Origin of the sequence: Alteromonas sp. CyTr2 (assembly GCF_947311905.1) — a bacterium.
GTDB lineage: Bacteria > Pseudomonadota > Gammaproteobacteria > Enterobacterales > Alteromonadaceae > Alteromonas > Alteromonas macleodii.
This window is the reverse complement of record NZ_CAMZMZ010000010.1, coordinates 42,825-67,091: the sequence shown is the minus strand read 5'-3', so window position 1 is coordinate 67,091 and position 24,267 is coordinate 42,825. Positions and strand designations below refer to the sequence as shown.

General features: G+C 44.6%; 20 protein-coding genes. 11 read left to right on the top strand and 9 right to left on the bottom strand.

The features are described 5' to 3' along the window. Positions 1-11 precede the first annotated feature (11 nt). Complete coding sequence (gene lysS / locus QME20_RS07925; RefSeq protein WP_281715736.1) at positions 12-1,580, bottom strand: lysine--tRNA ligase; 1,569 nt, start codon at positions 1,578-1,580, stop codon at positions 12-14. Between the two features lie 23 nt (positions 1,581-1,603). Further along, a protein-coding gene (prfB, locus tag QME20_RS07920; RefSeq protein WP_152910863.1) for a peptide chain release factor 2 occupies positions 1,604-2,702 on the bottom strand; the annotation gives its coding sequence in 2 pieces (ribosomal slippage) (positions 1,604-2,626 and positions 2,628-2,702; 1,098 coding nt in all). A gap of 311 nt (positions 2,703-3,013) precedes the next feature. On the opposite strand from prfB, the gene QME20_RS07915 reads away from it, so the two are divergent. Continuing rightward, positions 3,014-3,232, top strand: a complete 219-nt coding sequence (locus QME20_RS07915; protein ID WP_014948746.1) for a hypothetical protein — start codon at positions 3,014-3,016, stop codon at positions 3,230-3,232. Positions 3,233-3,457: 225 nt separating this feature from the next. Here the strand turns inward: QME20_RS07915 and QME20_RS07910 are convergent, their stop codons facing one another. Further along, positions 3,458-4,543, bottom strand: a complete 1,086-nt coding sequence (locus QME20_RS07910; RefSeq protein ID WP_049585804.1) for an alkene reductase — start codon at positions 4,541-4,543, stop codon at positions 3,458-3,460. Positions 4,544-4,832: 289 nt separating this feature from the next. On the opposite strand from QME20_RS07910, the gene QME20_RS07905 reads away from it, so the two are divergent. Both QME20_RS07905 and QME20_RS07900 read left to right on the top strand, forming a co-directional pair. Continuing rightward, positions 4,833-5,891, top strand: a complete 1,059-nt coding sequence (locus QME20_RS07905) for an FAD-binding oxidoreductase (RefSeq protein ID WP_281715735.1) — start codon at positions 4,833-4,835, stop codon at positions 5,889-5,891. After that, positions 5,888-7,042, top strand: coding sequence for an acyl-CoA desaturase (locus tag QME20_RS07900; protein ID WP_081099348.1), 1,155 nt, complete (start codon positions 5,888-5,890; stop codon positions 7,040-7,042). Before QME20_RS07905 ends, QME20_RS07900 begins: the two co-directional genes overlap by 4 nt. On the opposite strand, the gene QME20_RS07895 is transcribed toward QME20_RS07900, so the two are convergent. Both QME20_RS07895 and QME20_RS07890 read right to left on the bottom strand, forming a co-directional pair. Continuing rightward, the gene (locus QME20_RS07895) at positions 7,020-7,457 is read right to left on the bottom strand and encodes a DUF2177 family protein (RefSeq protein WP_014948742.1); all 438 of its coding nucleotides are present in this window, start codon (positions 7,455-7,457) and stop codon (positions 7,020-7,022) included. The genes QME20_RS07900 and QME20_RS07895 overlap by 23 nt on opposite strands. A 143-nt stretch (positions 7,458-7,600) precedes the next feature. Then, a complete protein-coding gene (locus QME20_RS07890; RefSeq protein WP_281715734.1) occupies positions 7,601-8,458 on the bottom strand; it encodes an SDR family oxidoreductase in 858 nt (285 codons plus the stop codon). 107 nt (positions 8,459-8,565) lie between these two features. Between QME20_RS07890 and QME20_RS07885 the strand changes: the two genes are divergently transcribed. Next, positions 8,566-9,477 carry a LysR family transcriptional regulator gene (locus QME20_RS07885; RefSeq protein ID WP_101563783.1) on the top strand — a complete coding sequence of 304 codons (912 nt, stop codon included), beginning with the start codon at positions 8,566-8,568 and terminating at the stop codon, positions 9,475-9,477. 230 nt (positions 9,478-9,707) lie between these two features. Further along, positions 9,708-10,079 (top strand): hypothetical protein, encoded by a 372-nt coding sequence (locus QME20_RS07880; RefSeq protein WP_061094545.1) that lies wholly within the window; start codon positions 9,708-9,710, stop codon positions 10,077-10,079. A gap of 70 nt (positions 10,080-10,149) precedes the next feature. Here the strand turns inward: QME20_RS07880 and QME20_RS07875 are convergent, their stop codons facing one another. Next, positions 10,150-10,608, bottom strand: coding sequence for a hypothetical protein (locus QME20_RS07875; RefSeq protein ID WP_061094544.1), 459 nt, complete (start codon positions 10,606-10,608; stop codon positions 10,150-10,152). Between the two features lie 246 nt (positions 10,609-10,854). Between QME20_RS07875 and QME20_RS07870 the strand changes: the two genes are divergently transcribed. Then, positions 10,855-11,733: a DUF417 family protein gene (locus QME20_RS07870; RefSeq protein ID WP_168463366.1), complete on the top strand. Its 879-nt coding sequence runs from the start codon at positions 10,855-10,857 to the stop codon at positions 11,731-11,733. Positions 11,734-11,794: 61 nt separating this feature from the next. On the opposite strand, the gene QME20_RS07865 is transcribed toward QME20_RS07870, so the two are convergent. Together QME20_RS07865 and QME20_RS07860 are read right to left on the bottom strand one after the other, a co-directional pair. After that, positions 11,795-14,653: a diguanylate cyclase gene (locus QME20_RS07865; protein ID WP_348648754.1), complete on the bottom strand. Its 2,859-nt coding sequence runs from the start codon at positions 14,651-14,653 to the stop codon at positions 11,795-11,797. Positions 14,654-14,755: 102 nt separating this feature from the next. Further along, positions 14,756-15,970, bottom strand: a complete 1,215-nt coding sequence (locus tag QME20_RS07860; RefSeq protein WP_281715732.1) for an endonuclease/exonuclease/phosphatase family protein — start codon at positions 15,968-15,970, stop codon at positions 14,756-14,758. 302 nt (positions 15,971-16,272) lie between these two features. Between QME20_RS07860 and QME20_RS07855 the strand changes: the two genes are divergently transcribed. From QME20_RS07855 to QME20_RS07835, 5 genes are all read left to right on the top strand, one after another. Then, on the top strand, positions 16,273-17,322 hold the full coding sequence (locus tag QME20_RS07855; RefSeq protein WP_168463368.1) for a PLP-dependent cysteine synthase family protein: 1,050 nt from the start codon (positions 16,273-16,275) through the stop codon (positions 17,320-17,322). 36 nt (positions 17,323-17,358) lie between these two features. Continuing rightward, positions 17,359-18,615: a DUF2891 domain-containing protein gene (locus QME20_RS07850; RefSeq protein WP_168463369.1), complete on the top strand. Its 1,257-nt coding sequence runs from the start codon at positions 17,359-17,361 to the stop codon at positions 18,613-18,615. A gap of 105 nt (positions 18,616-18,720) precedes the next feature. After that, complete coding sequence (locus tag QME20_RS07845; RefSeq protein WP_049585783.1) at positions 18,721-19,356, top strand: response regulator transcription factor; 636 nt, start codon at positions 18,721-18,723, stop codon at positions 19,354-19,356. Positions 19,357-19,599: 243 nt separating this feature from the next. Beyond that, positions 19,600-21,450 (top strand): methanol/ethanol family PQQ-dependent dehydrogenase, encoded by a 1,851-nt coding sequence (locus tag QME20_RS07840; RefSeq protein WP_014948731.1) that lies wholly within the window; start codon positions 19,600-19,602, stop codon positions 21,448-21,450. 65 nt (positions 21,451-21,515) lie between these two features. Next, positions 21,516-22,184 carry a pentapeptide repeat-containing protein gene (locus QME20_RS07835; RefSeq protein ID WP_014948730.1) on the top strand — a complete coding sequence of 223 codons (669 nt, stop codon included), beginning with the start codon at positions 21,516-21,518 and terminating at the stop codon, positions 22,182-22,184. A gap of 86 nt (positions 22,185-22,270) precedes the next feature. Here QME20_RS07835 and QME20_RS07830 read toward each other — a convergent pair whose 3' ends face one another. Continuing rightward, complete coding sequence (locus tag QME20_RS07830; RefSeq protein WP_281715731.1) at positions 22,271-24,229, bottom strand: tetratricopeptide repeat-containing sulfotransferase family protein; 1,959 nt, start codon at positions 24,227-24,229, stop codon at positions 22,271-22,273. Positions 24,230-24,267: the final 38 nt, after the last annotated feature.

The window sequence follows — 24,267 nt, the reverse complement described above, 5'->3', positions numbered from 1 at the left end:
AAGGGTTAAGATTATTCTTGTTCACCCGCTTCTTGCGCGTCTTTTGGCGCCTGAGGCTTCATGTGTGGGAACAAGATAACATCTTTAATTGTTGAGCTATCAGTAAATAGCATAGCTAGACGGTCAATCCCGATACCTTCACCCGCCGTTGGCGGCAAGCCATATTCAAGGGCGCGGATGTAGTCATCGTCAAAGTGCATGGCTTCATCGTCGCCAGCGTCTTTCTCTTCAACCTGCTTTGCAAAACGTTCCGCCTGATCTTCCGGGTCGTTAAGCTCGCTAAAGCCATTCGCTAATTCGCGTCCACCTACAAAGAACTCGAAGCGGTCTGTAATGAATGGGTTGTTGTCGTTACGGCGCGCAAGCGGCGATACTTCCCACGGATATTCTGTAATAAACGTAGGTTGGATAAGCTTCTCTTCTGCTGTTGCTTCGAAGATTTCGCAAAGGTACTTACCCGCACCCCAAATGCCGTCAACTTCAGGCTCTTTAATGTGAAGCTGTTTTGCCATTGCTTTAAGCGCGTCAAGGTTCGCCTCTGGGTCGCGAATAGCTTCTTCGTTAGCTTCTGGCCAGTACTTAAGAATAGCTTCGCCCATACTTAAGCGGTCAAACGGCTTACCAAAATCGTATTCAACTTCAAACGTTACGTTGCCTTCAGCGTCTTTAGTTGTGTTTTTGATAATGCTTGTACCAAGAATATCTTCTGCCAGCGTGCGCAGCATATCTTCGGTAAGGTTCATCAGGTCGTTGTAGTCTGCATACGCTTGATAGAACTCAAGCATAGTAAACTCTGGGTTGTGACGGGTTGATAAGCCTTCATTACGGAAGTTACGGTTAATTTCGAACACACGCTCAAAACCACCAACCACTAGGCGCTTAAGATAAAGCTCTGGTGCAATACGCAGGTACATATCGATGTCTAACGCATTGTGGTGAGTCACAAACGGCTTCGCCGTCGCGCCGCCAGGAATAACCTGAAGCATCGGTGTTTCTACTTCAAGGTAGTCACGTTCGGTAAGATAATTGCGAATACCGTTTACGATCTTGCTACGGATCATGAACGTTTTGCGCGTTTGTTCACTTGTGATCAAATCAACGTAGCGCTGGCGATATTTCGTTTCTTGGTCACTCAAACCGTGGAATTTTTCTGGCAATGGACGAAGTGCTTTGGTTAGCAACTCGTATTGCTCCATGTTCACGTAAAGATCGCCTTTACCTGACTTATGCAGGTCACCCGCCACGCCAATAATGTCGCCAATATCTAGTGCGCCATATTTTGCTTTAAGGGCTTTTTGCGTGTCTTTATCTGCATATGCCTGAATACGGCCAGTCATATCTTGAAGCAACATGAAAGGACCACGCTTTGCCATAATACGGCCAGCGATGCTTACTTTGTTACCCTGCTCTTGTAGCGTTTCTTTGTCGAATTCACCGAACTTAGCTTGAAGCTCATCCGCATAGTTTTCGCGACGGAAGCTGTTTGGGAAACCGTTTGCACGGCACTGCTCGCGAATAGCGCTTAGCTTAGCACGGCGCTCTGCAATCAATTTGTTATCGTCTGTTTGTTGGTCAGTCATAACCTTTCACTTCGTTGTTCGGTTTACAGCCCGGATTTCAGGCTGGCTTCAATAAATTTGTCCAAGTCGCCATCCAGCACGGCTTGAGTGTTGCGTGTTTCCACGCCAGTACGCAAATCTTTAATGCGGGAGTCGTCCAAAACGTAAGAGCGTATTTGGCTTCCCCAGCCGATATCAGACTTGCTGTCTTCCATCGCTTGTTTTTCAGCGTTTTGTTTTTGCAGTTCAAACTCATAAAGTTTGGCTTTTAACTGCTTCATCGCCTGATCTTTGTTTTTGTGCTGCGAGCGGTCGTTCTGACACTGCACCACAATGCCCGTAGGTTCATGGGTAATACGTACCGCTGAATCTGTTCTGTTTACGTGCTGGCCACCCGCGCCCGATGCGCGATAGGTGTCTATACGTAAATCAGACGGGTTAATTTCAATATCGATATCGTCATCAATCTCAGGATATACAAACGCAGATGAAAACGACGTATGACGGCGGTTGCCCGAGTCAAACGGCGATTTACGTACTAAGCGGTGCACGCCTGTTTCTGTACGTAGCCAGCCAAACGCATATTCGCCCTGAACGCGCAGCGTCGCGCTTTTAATGCCCGCGACTTCGCCTTCCGACACTTCAATAAGTTCCGTTTTAAAACCATGCGCTTCGCCCCAACGCAAATACATGCGCAGCAGCATATTGGCCCAATCTTGCGCTTCTGTACCACCAGAGCCCGACTGAATATCAATATAGCAGTCGTTTTCGTCGTTAGGGCCAGAAAACATGCGGCGAAACTCAAGCACTTCTAGCTGCTCAATTAAGCCTTCAAGCTCACTTTGGGCCTCAACGAAGGTATCTTCATCTTCGGCTTCAACAGCCAATTCAACAAGACCTTCAACGTCTTCAGTTCCCTGATCGAGCTTGTGGATCGTCTCTACGATTTGCTCTAGGGTGACTTTTTCTTTGCCGAGGGCCTGCGCTCTGTCTGGCTCATTCCAAACGTCAGGACTTTCTAACTCTCGGCTAACTTCTTCTAAACGCTCTGACTTTGCATCAAAGTCAAAGATACCCCCTAAGCGCTTCAGTGCGCTCGCGGATATCTTTTATCGCATTCATAACGGGGTTTATTTCAAACATAGTCCGCTTATTTCGTTAAAAATTTAAGACCGCGGATAGTACCGAATTTGAAGGAATTTTGATAGGGGGTGGCGCAAATATTGCGACACTGAGCTTGTGCTAATTTTCGTATGGATTTTAAGCACCTTCGTTGAAGCGAGTATTTTCACCGTTCAATGGCGCGCACATACTGTAGGGTAGGCTGTCTTAGCCCATACAAATAGAGTAAATGTTTGAAAAAGCAGCCTTCAGCTGCACTAGTTTGGAGCATTATTGCTTATTGTCGCGTGCGTTTAGTGTGCGAATTGATTGGAAAATCTTTTAGGAAAAGTATGTCGTTCAATAATTTGTCTTATGCCGTTATCGGCGTACTTCTCGGTCTTTTTGTATTGGCCTTGGGTCAACTCGTCGATTGCCAGAACCTTGCGGGGGCAACGATGGCGTTGCAGTGCCCCAACGGCACGCCCATTTCTAAATTGTGGCTTGCCACGTCAATGTTAATAGCGGGAAGCGGAATTTTCACTTGGCTATATCGCAATCGTAAATATTAACCGTAAAGTGCAGAAATGACTCGTTGAGTATCAACGGTGTTAACACATCACTGCGTATAACTGTTACGTAATGAGTCTAACTGCTGACTGACGAAAGTAAGATTTAGAACGAACAACATGTTTTAAGTGCTGTTCGTTCTGGTAAAAAAGAGCCATGCTCACTTTTAATGGATTGCCCCTTTTTCCTGAGCAAAGTGTTTTTTACACACCCGCTGGAATTTCCGGCTATTTAGCAAAAGAATAATCTGTGTAGCCCTTCTCACCACCGCCAAATAACGTATCGGGGTTGTGCTCATTCAGGGGTACATTATTCGCTAGTCTGTAGGGTAAATCTGGGTTCGCCACGAAAGGTCGACCAAAACCAATCATATCTGCCCACCCTTCAGTTAGAGCTTGTTCGGCACGCTCTGTGTCGTACTTTCCGGCATAAATGAGCAGACCGCTATAGGCTTCCCGAATAGCCATCTTGAATGATATTGGCATTTGCGGCGCATCATCCCAGTCGGCTTCAGCAATATGCATATAGCCAATCTTGAAACTATTAAGCATGGAAGCAATAGCAAGATAGGTCTCTTCGGGATTGTCGTCGACCGTCCCGTTTAATGTTGTTAGGGGCGCCAAACGTACACCTACTTTATCAGCGCCAATTTCCTCAGACACAGCCTGCACCACTTCTTTCAAGAATCGAATACGGTTCTGTACACTTCCGCCGTATTCATCAGTTCTTGTATTACTTTGAGAATCAATAAACTGGTTAAGCAAGTAACCATTAGCCGAATGCAACTCAATGCCATCAAATCCGGCATCTACGGCATTGCGCGCCGCAACGCGATACTCTTCCACCACGGCTTTTATATCTTCAATGCTCATTTCTCGGGGCATGACCGACTCAACAAAGCCAGGGTTGCCGCCTTCATCAACAAATACTTTTACGCCTTTTGCTTGAATCGCCGATGCGCTAATTGGCTGCTGCCCCTCTGTATTTGAAGGATGGGATACGCGGCCCACGTGCCAAAGTTGCGCAAACATCACACCACCCGCTTCATGGACTTTATCTGTTACCAACTTCCAGCCATCGATTTGCGCCTTGGTATAAATACCCGGCGTCCACGCATAACCCTTGCCGAGTGCCGAAATTTGTGTGCCTTCACTCACAATAAGCCCTGCACTTGCGCGCTGAGCGTAATATTCAGCCATAAGGGTGTTGGGCACATCTCCCGGCTGTGTTGAGCGGGAGCGGGTCATTGGCGGCATAACAACCCGATTGTTCAGCGTTTTTCCAGCCAGCGATAGGGTTTCGAATAATTTCATAATACAGTCCTTTAAACTTTATTCTTGCAATTTACACGTTTAGATAACGGTAAATATAAGGCCCTATAGCTGGCTTAGAACCCGTACTTTTAACAAAGCACTTTTGCATTTTTCACAAAAGTACCGGTGTATTTCGACGACGTTATCCCAAATTTCATGCATCTCCTCTTGACGCAGAAAAAATTAAGCTTACACTTGTGCGCTGAATTAGCGTACAAGTGTAAGCTAAAATATTTTCATCCTTTTTGTATTTAAGATATTCCGACGAAATACAGGTGTGATTTCTACATTGAGACTATTACTAGATAAATTCACTGATCGCATTTTTCACCATGCCTCTTGGAAGGGCTACTGGGAAGTGCTGATGCAGCAAGTTAGACCCGCGTGGCGCGATGGGTATTTCAGAGCTAGGGTCGTGACCGTAAAAAAACTGAGCACGGATATGCTCGAGGTGTTACTTATACCAGAGAGGTCTTGGCCAACGCATGTTGCAGGGCAACATATCGCATTAACCATAGAAATTAATGGCAGGCTCACCACTCGCGTGTTTACCATAGCGAGTGGTGCTAACACCCGACAAAAAGAAAAGCAGATTCGTCTTGTAACCAAGGTTAAAGCTCAGGGCGCATTAACACCTTATCTTCACTCTTGTGTGCCTAATCAATGGGTAAATATCTCAGCCCCTATGGGGGAATTTATCTGGCCGAAGGTTGAAAAGACCCTACTTATGATAGCGGGCGGCTCGGGTATAACTCCTTTCATTGCCATGCTTGACGATGCCGTCAACAACGCGCAGCTAAACCATACACCGGTACACTTACTTTATTTTGCTAAGCCGGACGAGCATGTATTACTCAATGAATTATCAGCGTTCAGTCAGCGCTGTGAGCACTTCACCTATGATATTTTGAGCAAGCAAAAAGACGGAGACGTAGAAGCGCATCTGTGTAACTTTGCCAATGCACACTGGTTAGTGTGTGGTCCACATGCCATGTTCGAGCAAGTTGAAAGTTATGCAAATACGATCAACGTCCCTGTTTCGAGCGAGCACTTCGCTGCGCTTCCTGTCCTAAGCAGTTCTAGTCTTAGCCAAAGTGAAACCTTTTCCTTGGTACACAACGGCCAATCTTTAACTGTCGACAATCAGCAAACCCTACTTATACAACTTCAGCAAGCAGAACAACCTGTGACTTATGGCTGTGGCATGGGAATTTGTCATCAATGCCAATGTGTTAAGAAACGGGGCGTAGTGAGAGATACCCGCACGGGTGAGCTTTCAGATAGCGCAGAGCAACTTATTCAGCTGTGTGTATCACAAGCCGTTACTGATTTGGAGATTCAACTATGAACACCAGCGTTGCAATAGACAACCAACACCGTGAAGAAGCCATCGAACAGGCGCATTCTCCGATAAGTGAAACCAAAGCTATTCGGTCAACGAGCACTAAAGAGAAACCGAACTACGAGTTACTTGCCGCTCAGCTTGATGAAATTAAAGCTGACATTAAACGAAAAGTGGGCGCTGAAGATGCGGCCTATATCCGACGTATTATTCTTGTTCAGCGAATTTGCGAGTGGAGCGGACGGATACTTTTAATGTTGGGGTTCATTCAACCGCTGCTCTGGGTTGCCGGCGTATTGAGTTTAGCTACAGCAAAAATTCTCGATAATATGGAAATAGGCCACAACGTAATGCACGGCCAGTACGATTGGATGAACGACAAACACATTAATTCGAAAGGCTATGAGTGGGATATTGCCTGCGATGGTGCGAGCTGGAATCGCGTTCATAATTACGAGCATCACACGTATACCAATATTATTGGGAAAGACAGAGACTTTGGCTACGGCTTGCTTCGCCTGTCTAACGATTTTAGATGGCGTGTAAAAAACCTATGGCAGTTTGCGACTTACATCGTACTTAGTGTTTTATTTCAGTGGGGTGTGTCGTATCACGAAATGGCCGCTGAGCGGGTCTTTTTTGGAAAAAAGAAGGACAACCGTAAGAATCAGGTTACCCATAATGAACTTAAGAAACGCTTTTTTAGTAAAGGCGCACGTCAGTTAGTAAAAGATTATGTACTATTTCCTTTGTTAGCTGGGCCGTTATTTTTATGGGTATTTACCGGCAACCTTATCGCCAATTTACTACGCAATTTATGGACATCTACTATTATCTTTTGCGGCCATTTCACTGGCGACGTGGAAACATTTAAACAAGAAGATTGTGTTAATGAAACCCGAGGGCAATGGTACTACCGACAAGCGCTGGGCTCGTCGAACATAAAGGGCGGAAACCTGTTTCACGTGCTTACTGGGCATTTAAGCTTTCAAATTGAGCACCACCTGTTTCCAGATATCCCAGCCAGACGCTACCGAGAGATGGCCCCCAAGGTAAAAGCCGTATTCGAAGAACACGGCATGCACTACAACACTGGCAGCTTTTTAAAACAATACGCCAGCGTGTTAAAACGCATTATTCGCTACTCTTTCCCTTAACCAGTTGAAACCCTAACCAGCCGGCCATGGCGCTTGCGCTGGTTAGGCACGTGCCCCACGCCCAGTCAATTAACATAATAAACAAAGTAAAACCTTCAATAATGCTGTACGCCGTTAAATTGTAGGCGCCATAACTGGCCAACCCTAGAAGCGCGCCATCGATCCCTGCATAAAGTAACGACTTATCTCTGTTCGCCACCACAGCAAGTACAAACACCACACATCCATACATGAGGTAAAAAACCACCCAAGGCCACGTGATAAATTGACTTCTAAGCAGAGGAGCCATTTCACTTTGATACCAGCCATCCGCAATAACGCCAAGCCACAAGAAGTCGAGCACACCAAAACACACAAAGATTGCAATTAACGACACGACGATGTTTTTCGCAAAGCGAATGATGTTGGAAAGCATGGAACCTATCCCTGTAAATAAGCAAATTGCGGATGCAAGTGATTTAAAATATGAATACGCAAGTGTTGCACAATAAGCGCATCACTTGAATGATAATTCAAGGTAATGCGCATGGGGTGGTAATTCACTTAGCTTTTAAATACTCAGCTTTTCATTTTCGCAGCAAGTGTTGCACGCAGAGTTGCAGTTGGACGACCAAGTAGTGATGATAAGGTGCCGCTGTTATCTTGGAGCCACCCCGAGGCGGCGTAATGCTCTGAATCTGCTAACGCTGCTGCCATACCTTCAGGCAGCCCAGCTTTAATGAGTGCTTCTCTATAAGCGCTCTCATCCATGTCTAAAAAACCAATATCTTCGCCGGTAATTTCAGATAGGGTGGAAGCATACTCCATTAGCGTAAAGCCCGTGTCGCCAGCAAGCTCATAAATTTTGCCTGTTTGATTTTGCGATGATAGAAGAACGGCCACTGCGGCGTCTGCATAATCTTGTCGGCTAGCGGTAGACAAAACTCCCTGCTTTGCAGCGCCTGCCACCGCTCCCATCTGCAGTACGCTGTCTACATTATCGGTGTAATTTTCCGTGTACCACCCATTTCGAAGAAACACGAAAGGCGCTGACACATTTTTAAAGTAAGCCTCGGTTTGTTTATGTTCTTGCGCTAACAGCAAAGGAGACGTATCTGCTTTCAACAAACTGGTATAAGCAATGAGGCTAACGTTTTGTGCCATAGCTGCATCTATTACCGCTTTGTGCTGCTCAAAGCGTTTCCCAAACTCTGTACCTGATATTAGCAACAACTTCTCAACACCCTCAAAAGCTGACTTAAGCGTTTCCGGGTTATTATAGTCGGCCTGCCGTACTACTACTCCCAACTGCTTTAATACGTGTGCGTTATCAGGGTTGCGCACTAGTGCAACAATTGTGTTTGCCTTCTCTGTATTAAGCAGTGTTTGAATAACTTTTTGACCTAATTGTCCGTTAGAGCCGGTTACTGCAATCATAATCTATCCTCTATCAATTAAATGAGTACTGGTTGAACACAGAGGTGATTATGTGCGTGAAACACTGTTATGATAAGTAGACATATACAGAACAAATTGTCACGAATATGAGTACAATTAACTATTCACATCTTAAGGCACTCGCCATATTTGCCAGCGTAGTAGAATGTGGAAGCTTTGCGGAAGCTGCCCGCCGTTTAGGCACCAGTCGATCTAGAGTTAGCGAGCAAGTGGCAGGTTTAGAAGCATCTCTTGACGTGCGATTACTGCAAAGAACTACTCGACAGCTCATGCTTACTGACGAGGGAAATGCTGTATTTTCCCATGCGAAAAAGTGCCACGAGATTTTGCATGGTATTGATGAAGAGCTGCGTCAAACAGCGCCAAAAGGAAGAGTATCAATAACAGTCACCAACGACATTGCACACAAGTTTTTATTACCGTTGCTGCCTGAGTTCAAGCGCCGCTATCCTGAAATAGATTTACACATAGTGAGCAGTGACGATAAGCTCGACCTTATCGCTCAGAATATTGATGTAGGACTTCGAATTGGTTTGCCACGAGACGACTCGCTCGTCGGTAGGGTCTTATATCAAGAACAATTCGCCTTATATGCTAGCCCTGATTATCTCAAGAAATATGGTGAACCTAAGACTATTGCAGAACTGAATAATCATACCTGGATTTTGCTATCTCAGTTAAATTCACGAATCATGCATTACCTAATGCTGGACAACACACCAATCGACATTACACCCAAACATTACGAGCTGTGTAATTCTCCTCACCTTGTTCAAGAAATGGTCAAAGCAGGGTTGGGAATATCTACGCTGCTACCTTCAACTGTGCAAAAAGAAGTCGCATCTAACGAACTGGTACGAATTTTCCCTTCACTTGGAAGTGAAACATTGTTGTTTACCTTGGTTTATCCTTCTCGTAAGCATGTGCCAAGCCGTACCCGAGCACTTATTGACTATCTGGTTGAGACTTGTCGCTTCGGCAATGCCGCTTCTTTTTGACGTAAAATGCATAACGTAATGAGTGTTGCTTGTAACGATACGCTCGTTATGAAGTTTGCATACCGAAATGCTTTACTTAAAACTTACACTGGGTGCTGCAACTAAAGAGGCGTTTGAATCTCAAAGTGACGTGGTTCAAATAAGCGTTAAATAAAATGAATAAAACACTATTAGTAATAACGACCTCTTTGATTGTCAGTGCGTGCGCTCATAGGCCACCACCTCTAGACATGGATGAAATATTTTTTGAAACGAAGATCAAGCAAGACGGTACCAAGCTCTTCGCGTTTAGCATTCCGTTAATGCAGCATCGTGACGGTGCCAAAGGTGGCGGTAAAGGCGGCCGTGGTCAGGGAGGCGAACGAAATGGACGTGGCGGTCGCCAAGGACAGGAAAGTCGGGAAGGCTCGTCACATAGCAGCGATAGAATGACTGAGCAACTTTATACATCTCTAGATGAGAAACTGGATGAGACCGGTTACTGCCAAACGGGCTTTCTAGAAATAGATACACACCAAACCGAAGATAGGCTTCACCTATTAGGTGAGTGCAATGAAACGGCGAGCGAACTGGACAAAATCGAGTTCCCCAACGTTAATTAACCCCGCGTTGTTGTGAAGCGCATTGCCGATGGCGTGCGCTTCATTCAACGTTCGTTTGCTAAACAACCTCTTAGTCAACACACAAGGTATGCTCCACAACGCCGTTAGACACATAGGCTCTACAGCCGAATAAGTCCGTACTTTCTAAACACACGCCGCGCGCCTTTTCTCCCGCTTCCATGTTATTGTTTTCCGTAACACAAGCCACTTCGCACTCGCTGCTGTCATTACACGCATTATCAGCATCGTTTGCTGGTAGCACACAAGCATGCGCCTGCTGTCGGCCTACTTTCTTCCAGTTACCACCGTGTTTATCGCACACTTTTTCGGACTCAATGGAATAGGCCTGCTGTACCAAAGGCAATGAGGTATCAACAACTTGCTCTAATCTTTCGACGTCTTCAACACTCGCGATTGGCTCATCAATAGGTTCTGGGGGCTGAGCGCCACAAGCAGACAACGCTGCACACACGCCTGCTATTAACCAGATCCTAAAACGCTTCTGTGCTCTACTGCTTGCTTGTTTCATTTTTTCTCTCAATTTATTTTACTTTTTAAACCACTACTATTTAAGCCCCACATTACTTAAGACCTAATTTATTAAGACCGCTGCTACTTATGACAACCGCTATTAGATAAGTTCTTATTTTGTCGATAAATCCTTATTTGCTTATTGCGCTATGCCTAATAAATTATCAAACCTATGAAATTTTAGTGCTACCTCGACGGGTCTCTACATACACTTCGCAAAACTAGCAGTATTTACGGACGCTTTATGACACTAAACCAAACCGAAAACATGGTCACCGCATTGCTCACTTTTAGCTTCGCAGTTCTTGGCCTAACATTTTTATTGGGTGCAAACCCCAATGCACTTATCGCTACATTTAATTTCTACTCGTTAGACACTGTGTTGAGCGAGAGTGCCCTTGGTGCTTTTTCAGGTATCGCATTGCTGTTACTACCGTTAATGACCATTGCAGCACGTTTTGACCTTGTATCAGCAAAAGCAGTAACACTATATGCCGCTTTTGTAACTGCCATTCCATTGCTGACGTTATTATCACCAACAAGATGGATGGCCGATTTAGGGGGCTTCCCGATTATTGGCAGCGGTCAAGGCATCATCAAGTACTTCGCAGTATTACCGCTTTTCCTATTCTTGTTTTATCGCGAAAAATTTTCGCACAAGCAACTGACATACCTCAACTTTGCTCCTGTAGCCATGGTCTTATTATGGATAGGAGGCATGAAGTTTTTCGAGTTTGAAGCTAATGCAATTGTGGGGCTAGTTGAAACATCACCGTTTATGTCGTGGCTATATGCTGTGTTTAGCGTACAGGGGGCATCGAATGTAATTGGTGGATTTGATGTCCTCTTTGCATTGCTATTGGGCGCGGGCATCTTTTCTAAGAACAAGCCGGTGATCATTGCGAGCGGACTGGCTTGTTTATCGGTTTTTCTGATGACACAAACGTTTTTGTTTACTGTACCGGATACCTTTAACAGCACGACTATCGTCAACCGCCTAGGTCAGTTCGTTATTAAAGACCTTTGGTTTGTCGCTAATCTTGCTGTGGTGGCTTACTTTACGCTGTTCGAGGCAGTTTCACGAGAACGCGAGGAAGCGCAGTTGGGCCAATCGCCACAGTAAGGCTTTACGGCAAAGTCAGGTTAAAGATGTTGTAGTAATTAACCACTACCCCACTTATCTTTTATTCGAAAATGGTCACTTGGTTGCGGCCATTTTCTTTTGCAGTGTAAAGTGCTTGGTCGGCATGGGTTAACATTCTGTCGTGATCTCTCGCGCCATCTGCACTTGCTACACCAATACTGATTGTGACTTTCAGCGTTTGCGCTATAAAACTGAAATCATGTGCTGCCACGATTTTTCGAACATGATCCATAGCTACCCTTGCATTTACCAAGTCATATTCAGGTAACAACACAGTAAACTCTTCGCCGCCCCACCTTGCACATTTAGCATAATGCGGAACTTCGCGATTTAATATACGGGCCACCTCAGTAATGACTTTATCCCCTACTAAGTGAGAGTACTGATCATTTACCTGTTTGAAATGGTCAATATCGATAACGGCAAGACATAGAGGAGATTGTTTCGCTTTAGCCTCTTCAAAATATTGTACAAGCCAGCGGTCGAATGCTCGTCTATTTGCAATACCGGTTAGATCATCGTGAGTTGCTTGGAACTCGAACCGCTTGGTTTGTAATTCTAGTGATCTGGTTTGTTCATCGACCCTTTGTTTTAAAATCATTTCTGATTTTTTCAAGTGATGAAAACGTACTTTATAAAGTGCATAGATAACAAAACAGAAGAAAAGAAAAACCGAGAATTTAAAAGCAAATGTCTGATAAATACTGGGTAACACGCGAATAGAAAATGGTGACGTAATCTCTTGCCAGGGACCACCAATATAACGAGCACGTACTTTAAACTGATAACGACCAGGTGCTAAATTAGTGTATTCAGTCATTCTAAATTGATGACGGTTAACCCAATCTTGGTCATATCCTACTAACATAGCCTGATACTCTATACGCGAAGGCATAGCGAAACCCAACCCTGCATACTGAAACGCAACTCGCGTGGTTAACGGCGTTACGTCTACTTCCCTTTTATCCGTATCAAATTGCTGGTCAGCACCGTCCAGTAGTACCGCCTCTATACTTACCGGAATAGGGAATTCACTCAACATGGCAAGGTTTGCAGGCGTCACTGTAGCGAGCCCTTTCGCAGTAGGAAGCCAAACATTTCCGTCTACATCGACAATCTGAGATGGCTGTGATCCACCATTGATTTGAATACTCGCCAGGCCATTTTCTTCCTTAAAATGTTCAAATTCCAATAATGCACTTGGATATGTCAGACACTCCTTAAGACTTGATAGTGAAGTGAGAATGACCCCTTGGTTTGAACTTAGCCATACACCGCTGTTGTGATCTATACCGATTGAAAACAGTTTATCTACGGGAAGCCCCTGCGACTTTTCGATTACACTAAGTGCCTGAGTAGCATTGTCAAAATACGCAAGTCCTCGATCGGTTGTAATCCAAGTTCCCTTTTCAACAACGCTAAAACTGAACGCGTGCTGCGCATCTGAATGTTCAGGAAACGAAACTACGTGCACAATACCCTGTTGGATATAGGCGAGCCCTATCCCTGTAGCAATCCAGATTCGTCCTTCACGATCTTCTGCCAAGCCCATCGAAAAATGGGCAGGTAGCCCATTTTGTTCATTAAAATGGCTTAGCTTTCCATCTGGTGTTTGTTGAACTACACCTTGCGCCGTGGCATACCAAACACTGTTATCACTCGCTAAAAGAATGGCCCTTACTTCATTACTCGGTAACCCTAAATGTCTATTGAGGTACGGAGTAAGTTGGTCATTTTCATATCGCAGCACACCTTTTGTGTAGGTGCCGACTAACGTTACCTCTTCAGTTACCGCTGCCAAACTGAGTACAGAGAAAGCTTCACCTGTAGTGAGCGATGCGCTGGAAAACGCATCATTGGAAAATATATCTAATCCAGCACTTCCACCTGATAAAAGTTTGCCATCAGACGTTTGCAAAACAGTTCGCAAAAAGTCTCCACTCATTCCTTGGCTTTGCGAGAATGTGGTAAATAGCGCACGACGCAGCCTAAACAAACCACCATTAGTGCCAATCCAGATATTTTTTTCCAAATCTTCAAGCAGTGAAAAAACGCGGTTATTGGGAAGACCTGCTGTCGCATCCAGTTTTTCTAGGCCTAAGTCACTTAGACGATAAAGGCCATGATTGATGGTGCCTACCCAAATGCTATTTTGATGATCAAGCAAAATACTACTAATTGATTTGTCGGCAAGTGAGCTGTGAAGTAGCGCAAAGGTACCGTTTTTTTGCTGCCAAACACCGTGTTCTGTGCCAACTAAAACACGTTTTTTGCTATCAAGAGCGAGAGTAAATGATGGACCAGAGAGTATGTTGTGGTCGGGTACAGCTAGCTGAAATTTATCGTTTATGTATTTGAACAAGCCTTGATTTGTTGCAAACCAGATTACGCCAAATCCGTCTTCGATTATGCGGTAAGCACTCGAATTTACAATGTATTCTTTTTGCGTGCCGTCAGGCGTTCTCATTGCAATCCCCGTGTCTTCCAGCGCAAACCACAACACGTTATTACTGTCTCTGAATGCATGATTAACCATTGAAGACAGAGGTGCTTGAGCATGCCACTGCTCTGCGATAAGCGACGTTACACCGCCTCGGTTTCCTGCCACCAGTAGCTCGTCGCGGGGCTTGTTGTAATACAAGCTTCGAATGCCGGAGTCTGGTAATCCTGTTTGCGCGCCGCGGGTAAATACAGTGAACTGCTGACCATTAAACCGAGCTACACCTTCCCAGGTACCCGCCCATAGATACCCATTGGACGTTTGTGCTAATGCGTGAATACTATTGTGAGGAAGCCCGTCTTTCGTTCCCCACGATTGAGGGAAATACCGATTGAGCGGCATGAGCTGAGAAGACTCTACCGAAAAGCCATCTATGGGTATCACCCACAGCAAACACATCACAAAAGTGCGAGACACAAACTTCAATGGCTTCTCGGTACGTTATTAGATAGACAGTGTAATAATACCTCTATCTATTAACTAACACAAAAATTGTGGTTTTTAGTTATCTTCGGTCAACGACAAGCTAATCCAGACTAACCTGTGATCTGAGCTGGCTTCACGGTCTTTAACTAATTGATATAGGTCACTGGTTTTTGCAGGCCAGAAAACGCCAGCATCGTTCACATCGAAGCCAAATCGAGATGGCAAAACATAGTCAGCTCTGGCTCCCCAATAGGCAGTAAAGCGGTTACTAAACTCTGCACCTGACGCGCCTGCACCGCCTGCGCTTGTTGGAATGATGTCGTTATTAACTAACGGGTGCTCGGTCAACTGTTCAATAACACCCTCGCGATGTTTATCTCCAATATCCGCCGCGTTAAAATCACCAACAAGTACAAAACGCGCGTTCTCTGACAGGCTGACTTTCTCGCCATTATCATCGTAGATGTAGGCTCCTTTATCCGGAGAAAGGTAATCTGCCATAAGCCTAATTTCGTCAAAGTTGCGCTTGCCGTTGCGGTCCTCGCTCCCATCGAAATTAGGTGGTGTTGGATGCATAGCAAGTATGTGTACGGTTTTACCTCCTACTTTCACCGGCACATCCCAGTGAGACTTAGAACTCAACCTTAGCGCGGCCCACTCTTCTACGTCGTACCATGGCTTGCCCTTATCAGTACTTCCGCTCTCATCGGGAATAATAGGAACCTGTGGATGAGGCATGTGATGCCATTTAAACGTCTGAAAGGTGCGAATACCATCAACATCAATAGGGTATTTCGACAAAAGCGCCATGCCATATTGCCCGGGATAAAGCCCAAAGCCATATGCATCGCCACCAAAACCTTCTGCTTTGCCATTGTTATCTAAGTCGAATTTCGTGGGCTCCCCTGTGTTGACTGTGGCCACATACGTATATGGGTAATCCACAGGCTCAAGGCCGCCTTGTGAAACATTCAGGTAGTTCTTAACAAATGCATCTACCCCTTTACGCTTATCTGCAATGTAGTCAAATTCATTCAACATCAAGATATCGGGGTTAACGCGTTGAATAATTTCAGCAATGTTTTTAACTTGGCTATGCTCACCCGTTGAAAGAACGTATTGAAGTACCTGATCGCTCGGCTTCATACCCAACGCTTTGTAGTTAGTGGCTTCCATACTTACATTAAACGTTGCAACTTTAAGCATTTGCTCTTCTTGCGAGCTAGCTAGCGTAGATACGAATAATGCGGGTAGAAGAGCTATCGCATAGAAAAGCGCCCTATTTTTCATGTTGTTATCTGTAAGTAAAAGCGAAATGCAAAGATAGCAACTTTAGCGGCTTATCTGAACTTTTTTGTTTTATTAAAGACCGTTGTATCAACAAGATGGTCATGCTCTCGCCCTTACATAAAAACGGAATTTATTTTCATAAATGAGACCCATTAAAGAAATATTTTTTACTATAAAGCACTAATACTAAAATAATAGAATCAAATACTCGTTCTTAACTGATATTCTAATTTTGTTTTATACAGCTAGCGTCAAGCGAACTACGCTTAACGTTTCACATTTTGGGTGAATGAGAGAAAGTTATGAAAAGCTGGGTTTCAAAAGCGATCAATATTATCAATGCAGATTATCAACGTTCGGCTGATACGCACTTAATCAAATTAGAGCAGATCGCTTTTAGAGATATTGATATCTACCTTAAAGATGAAAGCACCCATCCAACAGGCAGCCTAAAGCACCGTCTAGCCCGGTCCCTTTTTCTGTACGCCCTTTGTAATGGAAAAATTGTAGAAGGAACTACTGTGGTTGAAGCCTCGTCAGGCAGCACAGCGGTGTCTGAAGCTTATTTTGCTAAAATGATTGGCGTTCCGTTTGTTGCGGTTATGCCTAAATCTACCGCCCAAAGTAAAATCGCGCTTATTGAGCGATATGGCGGGCAGTGTCACTTTGTAGATTGCCCTACGCAAATGCACAGCGAAGCAACCAAAGTAGCTCACGAGCTTAATGGTTATTTTATGGATCAGTTCCTTTTCGCAGAGCGCGCTACAGACTGGCGAGGCAATAACAATATTGCTGAGAGTATCTTTGAGCAAATGAAAGCCGAGCCCCACCCTATTCCACACACCGTGGTTATGAGTGCAGGTACAGGTGGAACATCAGCCACCATTGGGCGCTACATTCGCTACAAAGGTCTCTCTTCTCAGCTTGTCGTGGTAGATCCAGAATTCAGTGTGTTTTTTGATAGCTTCAAAAACAACGATCGTACACTTACTGCTACCCGTGGAAGCCGCATAGAAGGGATAGGACGCCCTAAAGTGGAAGCCTCTTTTCAACATGACGTTATAGATGACATGATTACCGTTCCCGATGCCGCCAGTATTGCAACCATGCATTGGTTAAACAACACCATGGGAATTAAAGCCGGCCCGTCTACTGGCACTAACCTATGGGGCGCATTAAGTACTGCTGAACAAATGAAGCAGCGAGGAAAAGTGGGATCGATCGTAACGCTTATGTGCGACAGCGGAGAGCGGTATGGTGAAACTTACTATAATGCTGGTTGGGTAGAAAAGACCATTGGCTCATTCGCTGAATACACCACCAAACTAGAGGCCATCGGAGCCCCTGTTTAAATAGCCTGTTTCTGCTGTTTAAAGTGCTGGGGCGTTATGTATCGCGCAGCACTTTATTCAAAGCGTTTATCTCTATACATTGGCGATATACTTCTCATTGATAAAGCGCGCAAAATTATGATCAAAATAAAAAACGTTGTTAGCTGTACAGTTGCATTTGCCACAGCGTTTGCTGCACACACTGCCTTTGCTACCAGTACGTCGACTGTTGAAACTGCGAACACAAGCAACACTAGTATTAACCGAGCCGCAGACGCGACCGCCAACACTGACATTCCTAACAACAATTACGAAAGCGTTTTTGCTAACCTCGCGCTTCATTGTATTCATCAAGAGTTTCCAAATGTAGTGAAACACATGATGAATAACGGCGATGACGTTAAGGCACCCAATCAACTCTACCCTTCATTTTATGGTTGTTTAGACTGGCACTCGTCGGTTCATGGCCATTGGCTTTTAGTAAGAATGCTAAACACTGCGCAAGATGCAGTGGATAAGGATGAGATCATTGAAAAGCTCAACATCAGCTTTACGCCTAAAAATATCCAAGGTGAATTGACGAGCCTTAAGCGTGAAAACAATGCCTCATTTGAACGCCCCTATGGTCTTGCTTGGTTCCTGCAGCTAACCGCTGAACTACGTCAATCTTCCCTTCCTGAAGCAACAAAATGGCTAAATACTTTACGTCCTCTCGAGGACGAAATTGTAGCCAGAGTAAGCGCATGGTTACCCAAATTAGCTTACCCAATCCGAACGGGTGAGCATAGCCAAACCGCCTTTGCTTTTGGCTTAATGTTGGATTGGGCGAAAACAGCAGGTAATAAGGAGTTTGAAGCGCTGTTAACGTCCAGGGTGCAAGACTACTATCAAGACGATACACAGTGCCCTCTTGCCTACGAGCCTTCGGGACAAGATTTCTTATCACCGTGTTTGGCCGAAGCTGATTTAATGCGAAGAGTAATGTCTAAAAAGGACTATAGCCAATGGCTTTCAGCGTTCTTTCCAAGCCTCACAGCTAGAACATCAAATTGGCTAGCTCCCGCTACAGTGACTGACAAGACGGATGGTAAACTCGCTCACCTAGACGGGCTGAACATCAGCCGAGCGTGGATGATAGAAGGCATAATGCAAGCTTTGCCTGAAGGTGACAAACGCTTACCTGTGCTTAAGAAAGCATTAAGTTCACATCGTGAGGCCGGGCTCAACGCGGTGTTTGGTGACATGCACTATATGGGCAGCCATTGGCTTGGCAGCTTTGCCAGCTACTTAGAAACACAGCGCGGTTTGAATTAACTTATATCCTACTAAAGTGTGAGATGAATGAGCACTAAAGTGCTATTCGTCTCACACGCCTACCGTGGCATGCTCATTCTATGGTGATATGAATAAAGCGCAGCTATGAAAATTTTACTTGTTGATGATCACGCAATAGTGAGAGAAGGCTTTTCTACGCTGTTATCTTCGGTACTCGAAGGCGCTGTCGTCACCAATGCAAAAAATGCGCAGCAAGCCACAAATGCACTTCGTGCGAACCACTTCGACCTCATTATTTTAGACATTAATTTAGGAGCCACTAGCGGACTCACGCTAGCGGAATATATTGTTCAGCGCTGGGAGCACGCAAAAGTACTTATGTTCAGCATGTTCGATGATATTTCCATCATCGATAGAGCTATGAAACTAGGGGCAATGGGGTATGTTAGTAAACAAAGTGAACCTGATGTACTGATAAGCGCGGTGACATCTATCATTAAAGGCCGCCGTTATTTAGAACACAATACTGCCATTGAGCTCGCTACATTCAACCTGTCACATTCCGGAGGCAACTTAACAGATCTGACACAAAGAGAGTTGGATATATTCCTTGGTATAGCGAACGGGCTTTGCCGAAAACAGGTCGCTGAAAGCCTCAACATTTCTGAAAAGACGGTCTCAAACGTTATCACCCAGCTCAAGCGAAAACTTGAGCTACAGACAAATGCCGAGTTTGTTCACCTTGCCATAAAGCAGGGTTATATCAAAATTGCCAGCTAAACAAGCGCCACTAAACAAGGTCGGGAAAACTTCCCTGTACTTTCGTATCTTTTTTATACCCCTTTGGTACTAACTTTGTCTCATGATAAAGATACCTCATGTAAATCAATATATTAGCGTTTTCATTACACTTCAATCTAAGGGAATTTTTCCCGTATTTTGAAGGACGGAATCCGTTTATCAGGGACTCTACTTAGTTACATACTGTTAACACAACATCAAGGTAACAGTGGAAATAAAACTATGGCTAAGTTCTATTCAAAGGCTTCATTGGCCTTAAGCGTAATTATTGGTTTAGGTACGAGTTCACATTTATATGCGGACGATGGCGTGACATGGGCAGACATTGAAAATGATGCCAAGACGCCTGAGAACGTGCTGATGTATGGTATGGGTCCAGAAGCTCAGCGTTACAGCGGACTTGATCAAATCAACAAAGAAAATGTACACATGCTATCTCCGGCTTGGGTGATGAGTTTTGGTGATGAAAAGCAACGGGGTCAAGAGTCCCAAGCAATCGTGTACGACGGTATTGTCTATGTAACCGGTAGCTACTCCCGTATCTACGCCTATGAGGCAAAAACAGGTAAGAAGTTGTGGGACTACGCCCACCGCCTTCCAGAAGGGATTCGACCGTGTTGTGACGTGGTAAATCGCGGCGCAGCAATTTATGGTGACTTAGTCTTTTTCGGTACGCTGGATGCTGGCGTTGTTGCCCTTGACCGGCTAACGGGCAAAGTAAAATGGAAGAAGCGCTTTGAAGACTATCGTGCAGGCTACACCATGACGGGGGCACCTACGATTGTTAAAGACCAAAAGTCAGGAAAGGTCATGCTTATTCACGGTTCATCAGGTGATGAGTTTGGTGTTGTAGGAAAACTGTTTGCACGCGATCCTGAAACCGGTGAAGAGATTTGGATGCGTCCATTTGTTGAAGGGCACATGGGCAGATTAAATGGAAAAGACAGCACACCCACGGGTGGTTCATACGAAGTGACAACGTGGCCAAAGGATGAAAACGGCGAAATGGTTGAGGCTTGGCACCACGGTGGTGGCGCACCATGGCAGAGTGCAAGCTTCGATGTTGAAACTAACACTATCATCATAGGTGCAGGTAACCCCGCTCCTTGGAATACATGGAAACGCACCGCCAAAGGTGGAGATCCGCGAGATTGGGATAACCTTTATACTTCCGGACAAGTGGGTGTAGATGCAACCACTGGTGAGGTTAAATGGTTCTATCAACATACACCTAACGACGCATGGGATTTCTCTGGCAACAATGAACTTGTTCTATTCGACTATTACGATAATGGAAAGCTCATAAAAGCGACGGCTCATGCAGACAGAAATGGCTTTTTCTATGTAGTTAACAGACAAAACGGTGAATTCATCAGAGGATTTCCCTTTGTAGATAACATTACGTGGGCCACACACATTGACCCTGACACGGGTCGCCCAGTTGAAGTAGACGGACAGCGCCCGCCACTGCCTGAGCCGGGTGAAAAACGAGGAAAGTCAATAGAGGTATCGCCTCCATTCTTGGGCGGAAAGAACTGGAACCCGATGGCCTACAGCCAGAATACCGGCTGGTTCTATATGGGCGCAAACCACTGGAAAGAAGACTACTGGACGGAAGAAGTGACCTATAAAAAAGGTGCCGCTTACCTAGGACAGGGTTTTAGAATTAAGCGCATGTATGACGACCACGTGGGCGTACTTCGTGCCGTAGACCCCATTTCAGGTGAAATTAAATGGACACACAAAGAGAAACTTCCTATGTGGGCTGGGGTACTGGCGACGAAAGGCGGACTCATTATTACCGGAACGGGCGATGGCTATGTCAAAGCTTTCGACGAAGAAACCGGTGAAGAACTTTGGAAGTTCCAAACGGGCTCGGGCATCATTTCATGCCCTATAACCTGGGAAGAAGATGGTGAGCAATACATTGGCTTAGCGTCAGGGTATGGTGGTGCAGTACCTCTATGGGGTGGAGATATGGCCGAACTCACCAAACCTGTCGCGCAAGGTGGTTCGTTCTGGGTATTTAAACTTCCTAATCACAATAAAAAGCAAAACGTCGCTAAACAATAGCTTTATCTTTGCAACAAACCAAACCGAGAGGCGGTGAAAACGCCTCTCGGCATTAAGGAGCTCTCATGCGCTTACGTTTTCAAGCAACCAAACAACTCCCCATATTATTAGTTGTCCTATATTCAGCAACTGCCAGTGCCATTCCCGATTTCGAAGATGACGTGAAAATTATTAACGGATGTGAAATAAAACCAAAGACAGTGTGTAGCGATACAGACTTAAGCGGTGCTGATTTGAGCCATGCAAATTTGCACGGGGCAGTATTCACCAACGTTAAGTTCAACAAAACAGATTTAAGGCACGCCAACTTAAGCTATGCGACGTTTAAGAAAAGTAACCTAGATCACGCTGATTTAGCTACCGCCAACTTAAAACACGCAGATTTACGCAGCTCAAAAGTTCGCAACGCTAACTTAGAAGGCGTAGATGGCTGGGCGCTTTTCGGTCAAGGGGTTGATTTCACTAACTCCAACTTTTCAGGTGCTAACCTGGACCAAGCGCGTTTATCAGGTGCGACAATGGTAAACACCAACTTACGTGCCGCACGCTTAGAGCGGGTTTGGATGAACAAAGCAAACTTTGAAGGTGCTTCACTGATTAACGCCAATATTCAGGAAGCAAAACTGAACGATGCAAGTTTGTATCGAGCAAACCTAACCGGCACGCGCATCCACTACGCAACATTTCAGGGCACTTTCATGGACGAATGTATAAACTGTCCTATTAACTGGTAACTGTAATTGGGTGGAAAGAAAACATTGAGCCGTTCGATATAGCCAGCGCCCATTACCTTCGCTAACACCCATTCATACTTACTTTCTTAATATCCCCACTTTTGCTCCCATTCATCTAAAAGAGGGGGACATTCAGAGAAAAGCGTTGGATAGTTCTCATACTTTTGCATTGAAGACTTATACACTGGTTGACTAACTTGATAGTAGCTCGGTGTTTGGAACAAAGGCGAACTATTACTTTCTAAGGTCTTAGTCTCCCCTTCTGTCAGCCCTGAAAACTGATATATGGACGCTATAGATGATTCAGGGTCAGCAACAACATCTTCATATTTAATGCTTATTGCTCTGTCCCTTAAAATTGGTTCCATTTTTTCCCAGCACGTGAAGACTTTATTATAAGCCTCAGCGAATTGCTCAACGGTGTACAAGTTTATTTCCTCGAACTGTAAACAACTCAACGCAACTGCCTTCGGGTTACGTAGGCAACAAAGTACTTTTGCGTTAGGAAATAAGGTCAACATTGCAGGTAAATAAGGGAAGTTAAGCGGCATCTTATCTACGATGAGTTTATTGCTGTCAACACTAGGAGAATAAGCCGTTAAATGCTCAAGATAGTCATTTGCCAAAGCGTCTAGTTCACTTTGGTTTGTACGCTTTATATCACCCGTCTCAGGGTCAACAATCTCGCGTTCAACCATCTGGTTATAAAAGGTTTCGACAGCATCTGTTTCTTCTAATAACTCAACATTCGCATTTTTAAGTAACAAACTTTCTATCAATGTCGTTCCCGAACGAGGAAATCCAACAATAAAGAGAATGTTTGTGCTGTTACTTGACGTGTTAACGATAGGAGAAGGTGATACATCAAAACCATTGAGCATGACGCCAGAGAACAAATCTGCGAATTTACTGGAATGAAGGTTATTCACGTTATGTGCGATAAACCTGATGACCTCTTCGGCATCGCTAAAACGCTTAAGCTTTTCAAGGGTTCTAATCTTCTGGTAAAGATGAGGAAGGCTTTTGGGTTGTTTTACTAAGAAGTGCTCGTTAATTCGCAGCCCCTCTTCAAACTCTCCTTTTGCGAAAGCCAACAGCGAACGTTTTAACTCGTGTTGCTCCTTGTCGCCTTCAGCTTGAATTAATTGAATTTTGCCAAGAAACTTCTCAGCTTCAGCTAGCTCACGCCTGTTTTCGTTAATGTTAAAGGCCAGCTCTAGTAACTGAATGTTATCGGTGTTTTCAAACTTTCTATTGAGGACATCAAGGTTGTCTTTAGTGGCATTGAGTAGCCAAGAAACATAGTCTAAATACGTCAGTAACTCTTCTTTATCCGATGAATCAGCGAGGGAAAGTGATTTTTCAAGATGACGCTTTGCATGAACGTAACGCTTCGACTCCAATGCTGACAACGCCAAAAAATAGTGGATCGAATAAGAATCTGAGTACGTTGAACTTAGCATATTACTCTGCTTAGCTAATTCTCCTCTCGAATGAATTCTGTAACATGCTTCTGTATACAGTTCAGCGCTAAGTTTATCGCTTAGATGAAGATCCTCTCTTTTAATATGCGCGACCAACTGAGACCATTTTTCCTGCTGATAAAGACACTTACTCAGGCTTTGTCCGTACTGAATATTTTTAGGATTTTTTGCTATCGCTTTTTCATATGCTAACTGTGCTTCTTCATTTCGGCCAAGCTCAGACATTAAATTTCCAAGTGCATGAAAAGCAACGTGGTAGTTTGGGTTAATTGCTATCGCTTTTGAAAGCTGCTTTTGTGCGTCATCAAACCGCTCAGCTTCTTTTAGCAATAGCCCATAATTATACGCCACATCAGTATTTTGAGGATAATCAGACTGAAGGCTTTCAAATATTTCAAACGACGTAGTAAATTCAGCAACCTTTCCTAGTGCCGTAGCATATACCATTTTTGCCATTGGATGCTGCTCATAGACAGGAGAAAGCGTCGATATGACTCGGCTAAATTCACCGGCACCGAACGCCTGCATTGCTTGATTTATTATTTCTTGAGTAAGTTTCATGGATATTTTATTTTTGGAGATATGTGCGTCTGTAGAAG

Bases quoted from the DNA above. Each gene is read 5' to 3' on its own strand.
- QME20_RS07870 (WP_168463366.1), top strand. From the start codon at position 10,855: ATGACACTAAACCAAACCGAAAACATGGTCACCGCATTGCTCACTTTT.
- QME20_RS07865 (WP_348648754.1), bottom strand. From the start codon at position 14,653: ATGTGTTTGCTGTGGGTGATACCCATAGATGGCTTTTCGGTAGAGTCT.
- QME20_RS07915 (WP_014948746.1), top strand. From the start codon at position 3,014: ATGTCGTTCAATAATTTGTCTTATGCCGTTATCGGCGTACTTCTCGGT.
- QME20_RS07860 (WP_281715732.1), bottom strand. From the start codon at position 15,970: ATGAAAAATAGGGCGCTTTTCTATGCGATAGCTCTTCTACCCGCATTA.
- QME20_RS07850 (WP_168463369.1), top strand. From the start codon at position 17,359: ATGTATCGCGCAGCACTTTATTCAAAGCGTTTATCTCTATACATTGGC.
- QME20_RS07895 (WP_014948742.1), bottom strand. From the start codon at position 7,457: ATGCTTTCCAACATCATTCGCTTTGCGAAAAACATCGTCGTGTCGTTA.
- QME20_RS07875 (WP_061094544.1), bottom strand. From the start codon at position 10,608: ATGAAACAAGCAAGCAGTAGAGCACAGAAGCGTTTTAGGATCTGGTTA.
- QME20_RS07830 (WP_281715731.1), bottom strand. From the start codon at position 24,229: ATGAAACTTACTCAAGAAATAATAAATCAAGCAATGCAGGCGTTCGGT.
- QME20_RS07885 (WP_101563783.1), top strand. From the start codon at position 8,566: ATGAGTACAATTAACTATTCACATCTTAAGGCACTCGCCATATTTGCC.
- QME20_RS07880 (WP_061094545.1), top strand. From the start codon at position 9,708: ATGGATGAAATATTTTTTGAAACGAAGATCAAGCAAGACGGTACCAAG.
- QME20_RS07900 (WP_081099348.1), top strand. From the start codon at position 5,888: ATGAACACCAGCGTTGCAATAGACAACCAACACCGTGAAGAAGCCATC.
- QME20_RS07890 (WP_281715734.1), bottom strand. From the start codon at position 8,458: ATGATTGCAGTAACCGGCTCTAACGGACAATTAGGTCAAAAAGTTATT.
- QME20_RS07910 (WP_049585804.1), bottom strand. From the start codon at position 4,543: ATGAAATTATTCGAAACCCTATCGCTGGCTGGAAAAACGCTGAACAAT.
- QME20_RS07835 (WP_014948730.1), top strand. From the start codon at position 21,516: ATGCGCTTACGTTTTCAAGCAACCAAACAACTCCCCATATTATTAGTT.
- QME20_RS07840 (WP_014948731.1), top strand. From the start codon at position 19,600: ATGGCTAAGTTCTATTCAAAGGCTTCATTGGCCTTAAGCGTAATTATT.
- QME20_RS07855 (WP_168463368.1), top strand. From the start codon at position 16,273: ATGAAAAGCTGGGTTTCAAAAGCGATCAATATTATCAATGCAGATTAT.
- QME20_RS07845 (WP_049585783.1), top strand. From the start codon at position 18,721: ATGAAAATTTTACTTGTTGATGATCACGCAATAGTGAGAGAAGGCTTT.
- lysS (WP_281715736.1), bottom strand. From the start codon at position 1,580: ATGACTGACCAACAAACAGACGATAACAAATTGATTGCAGAGCGCCGT.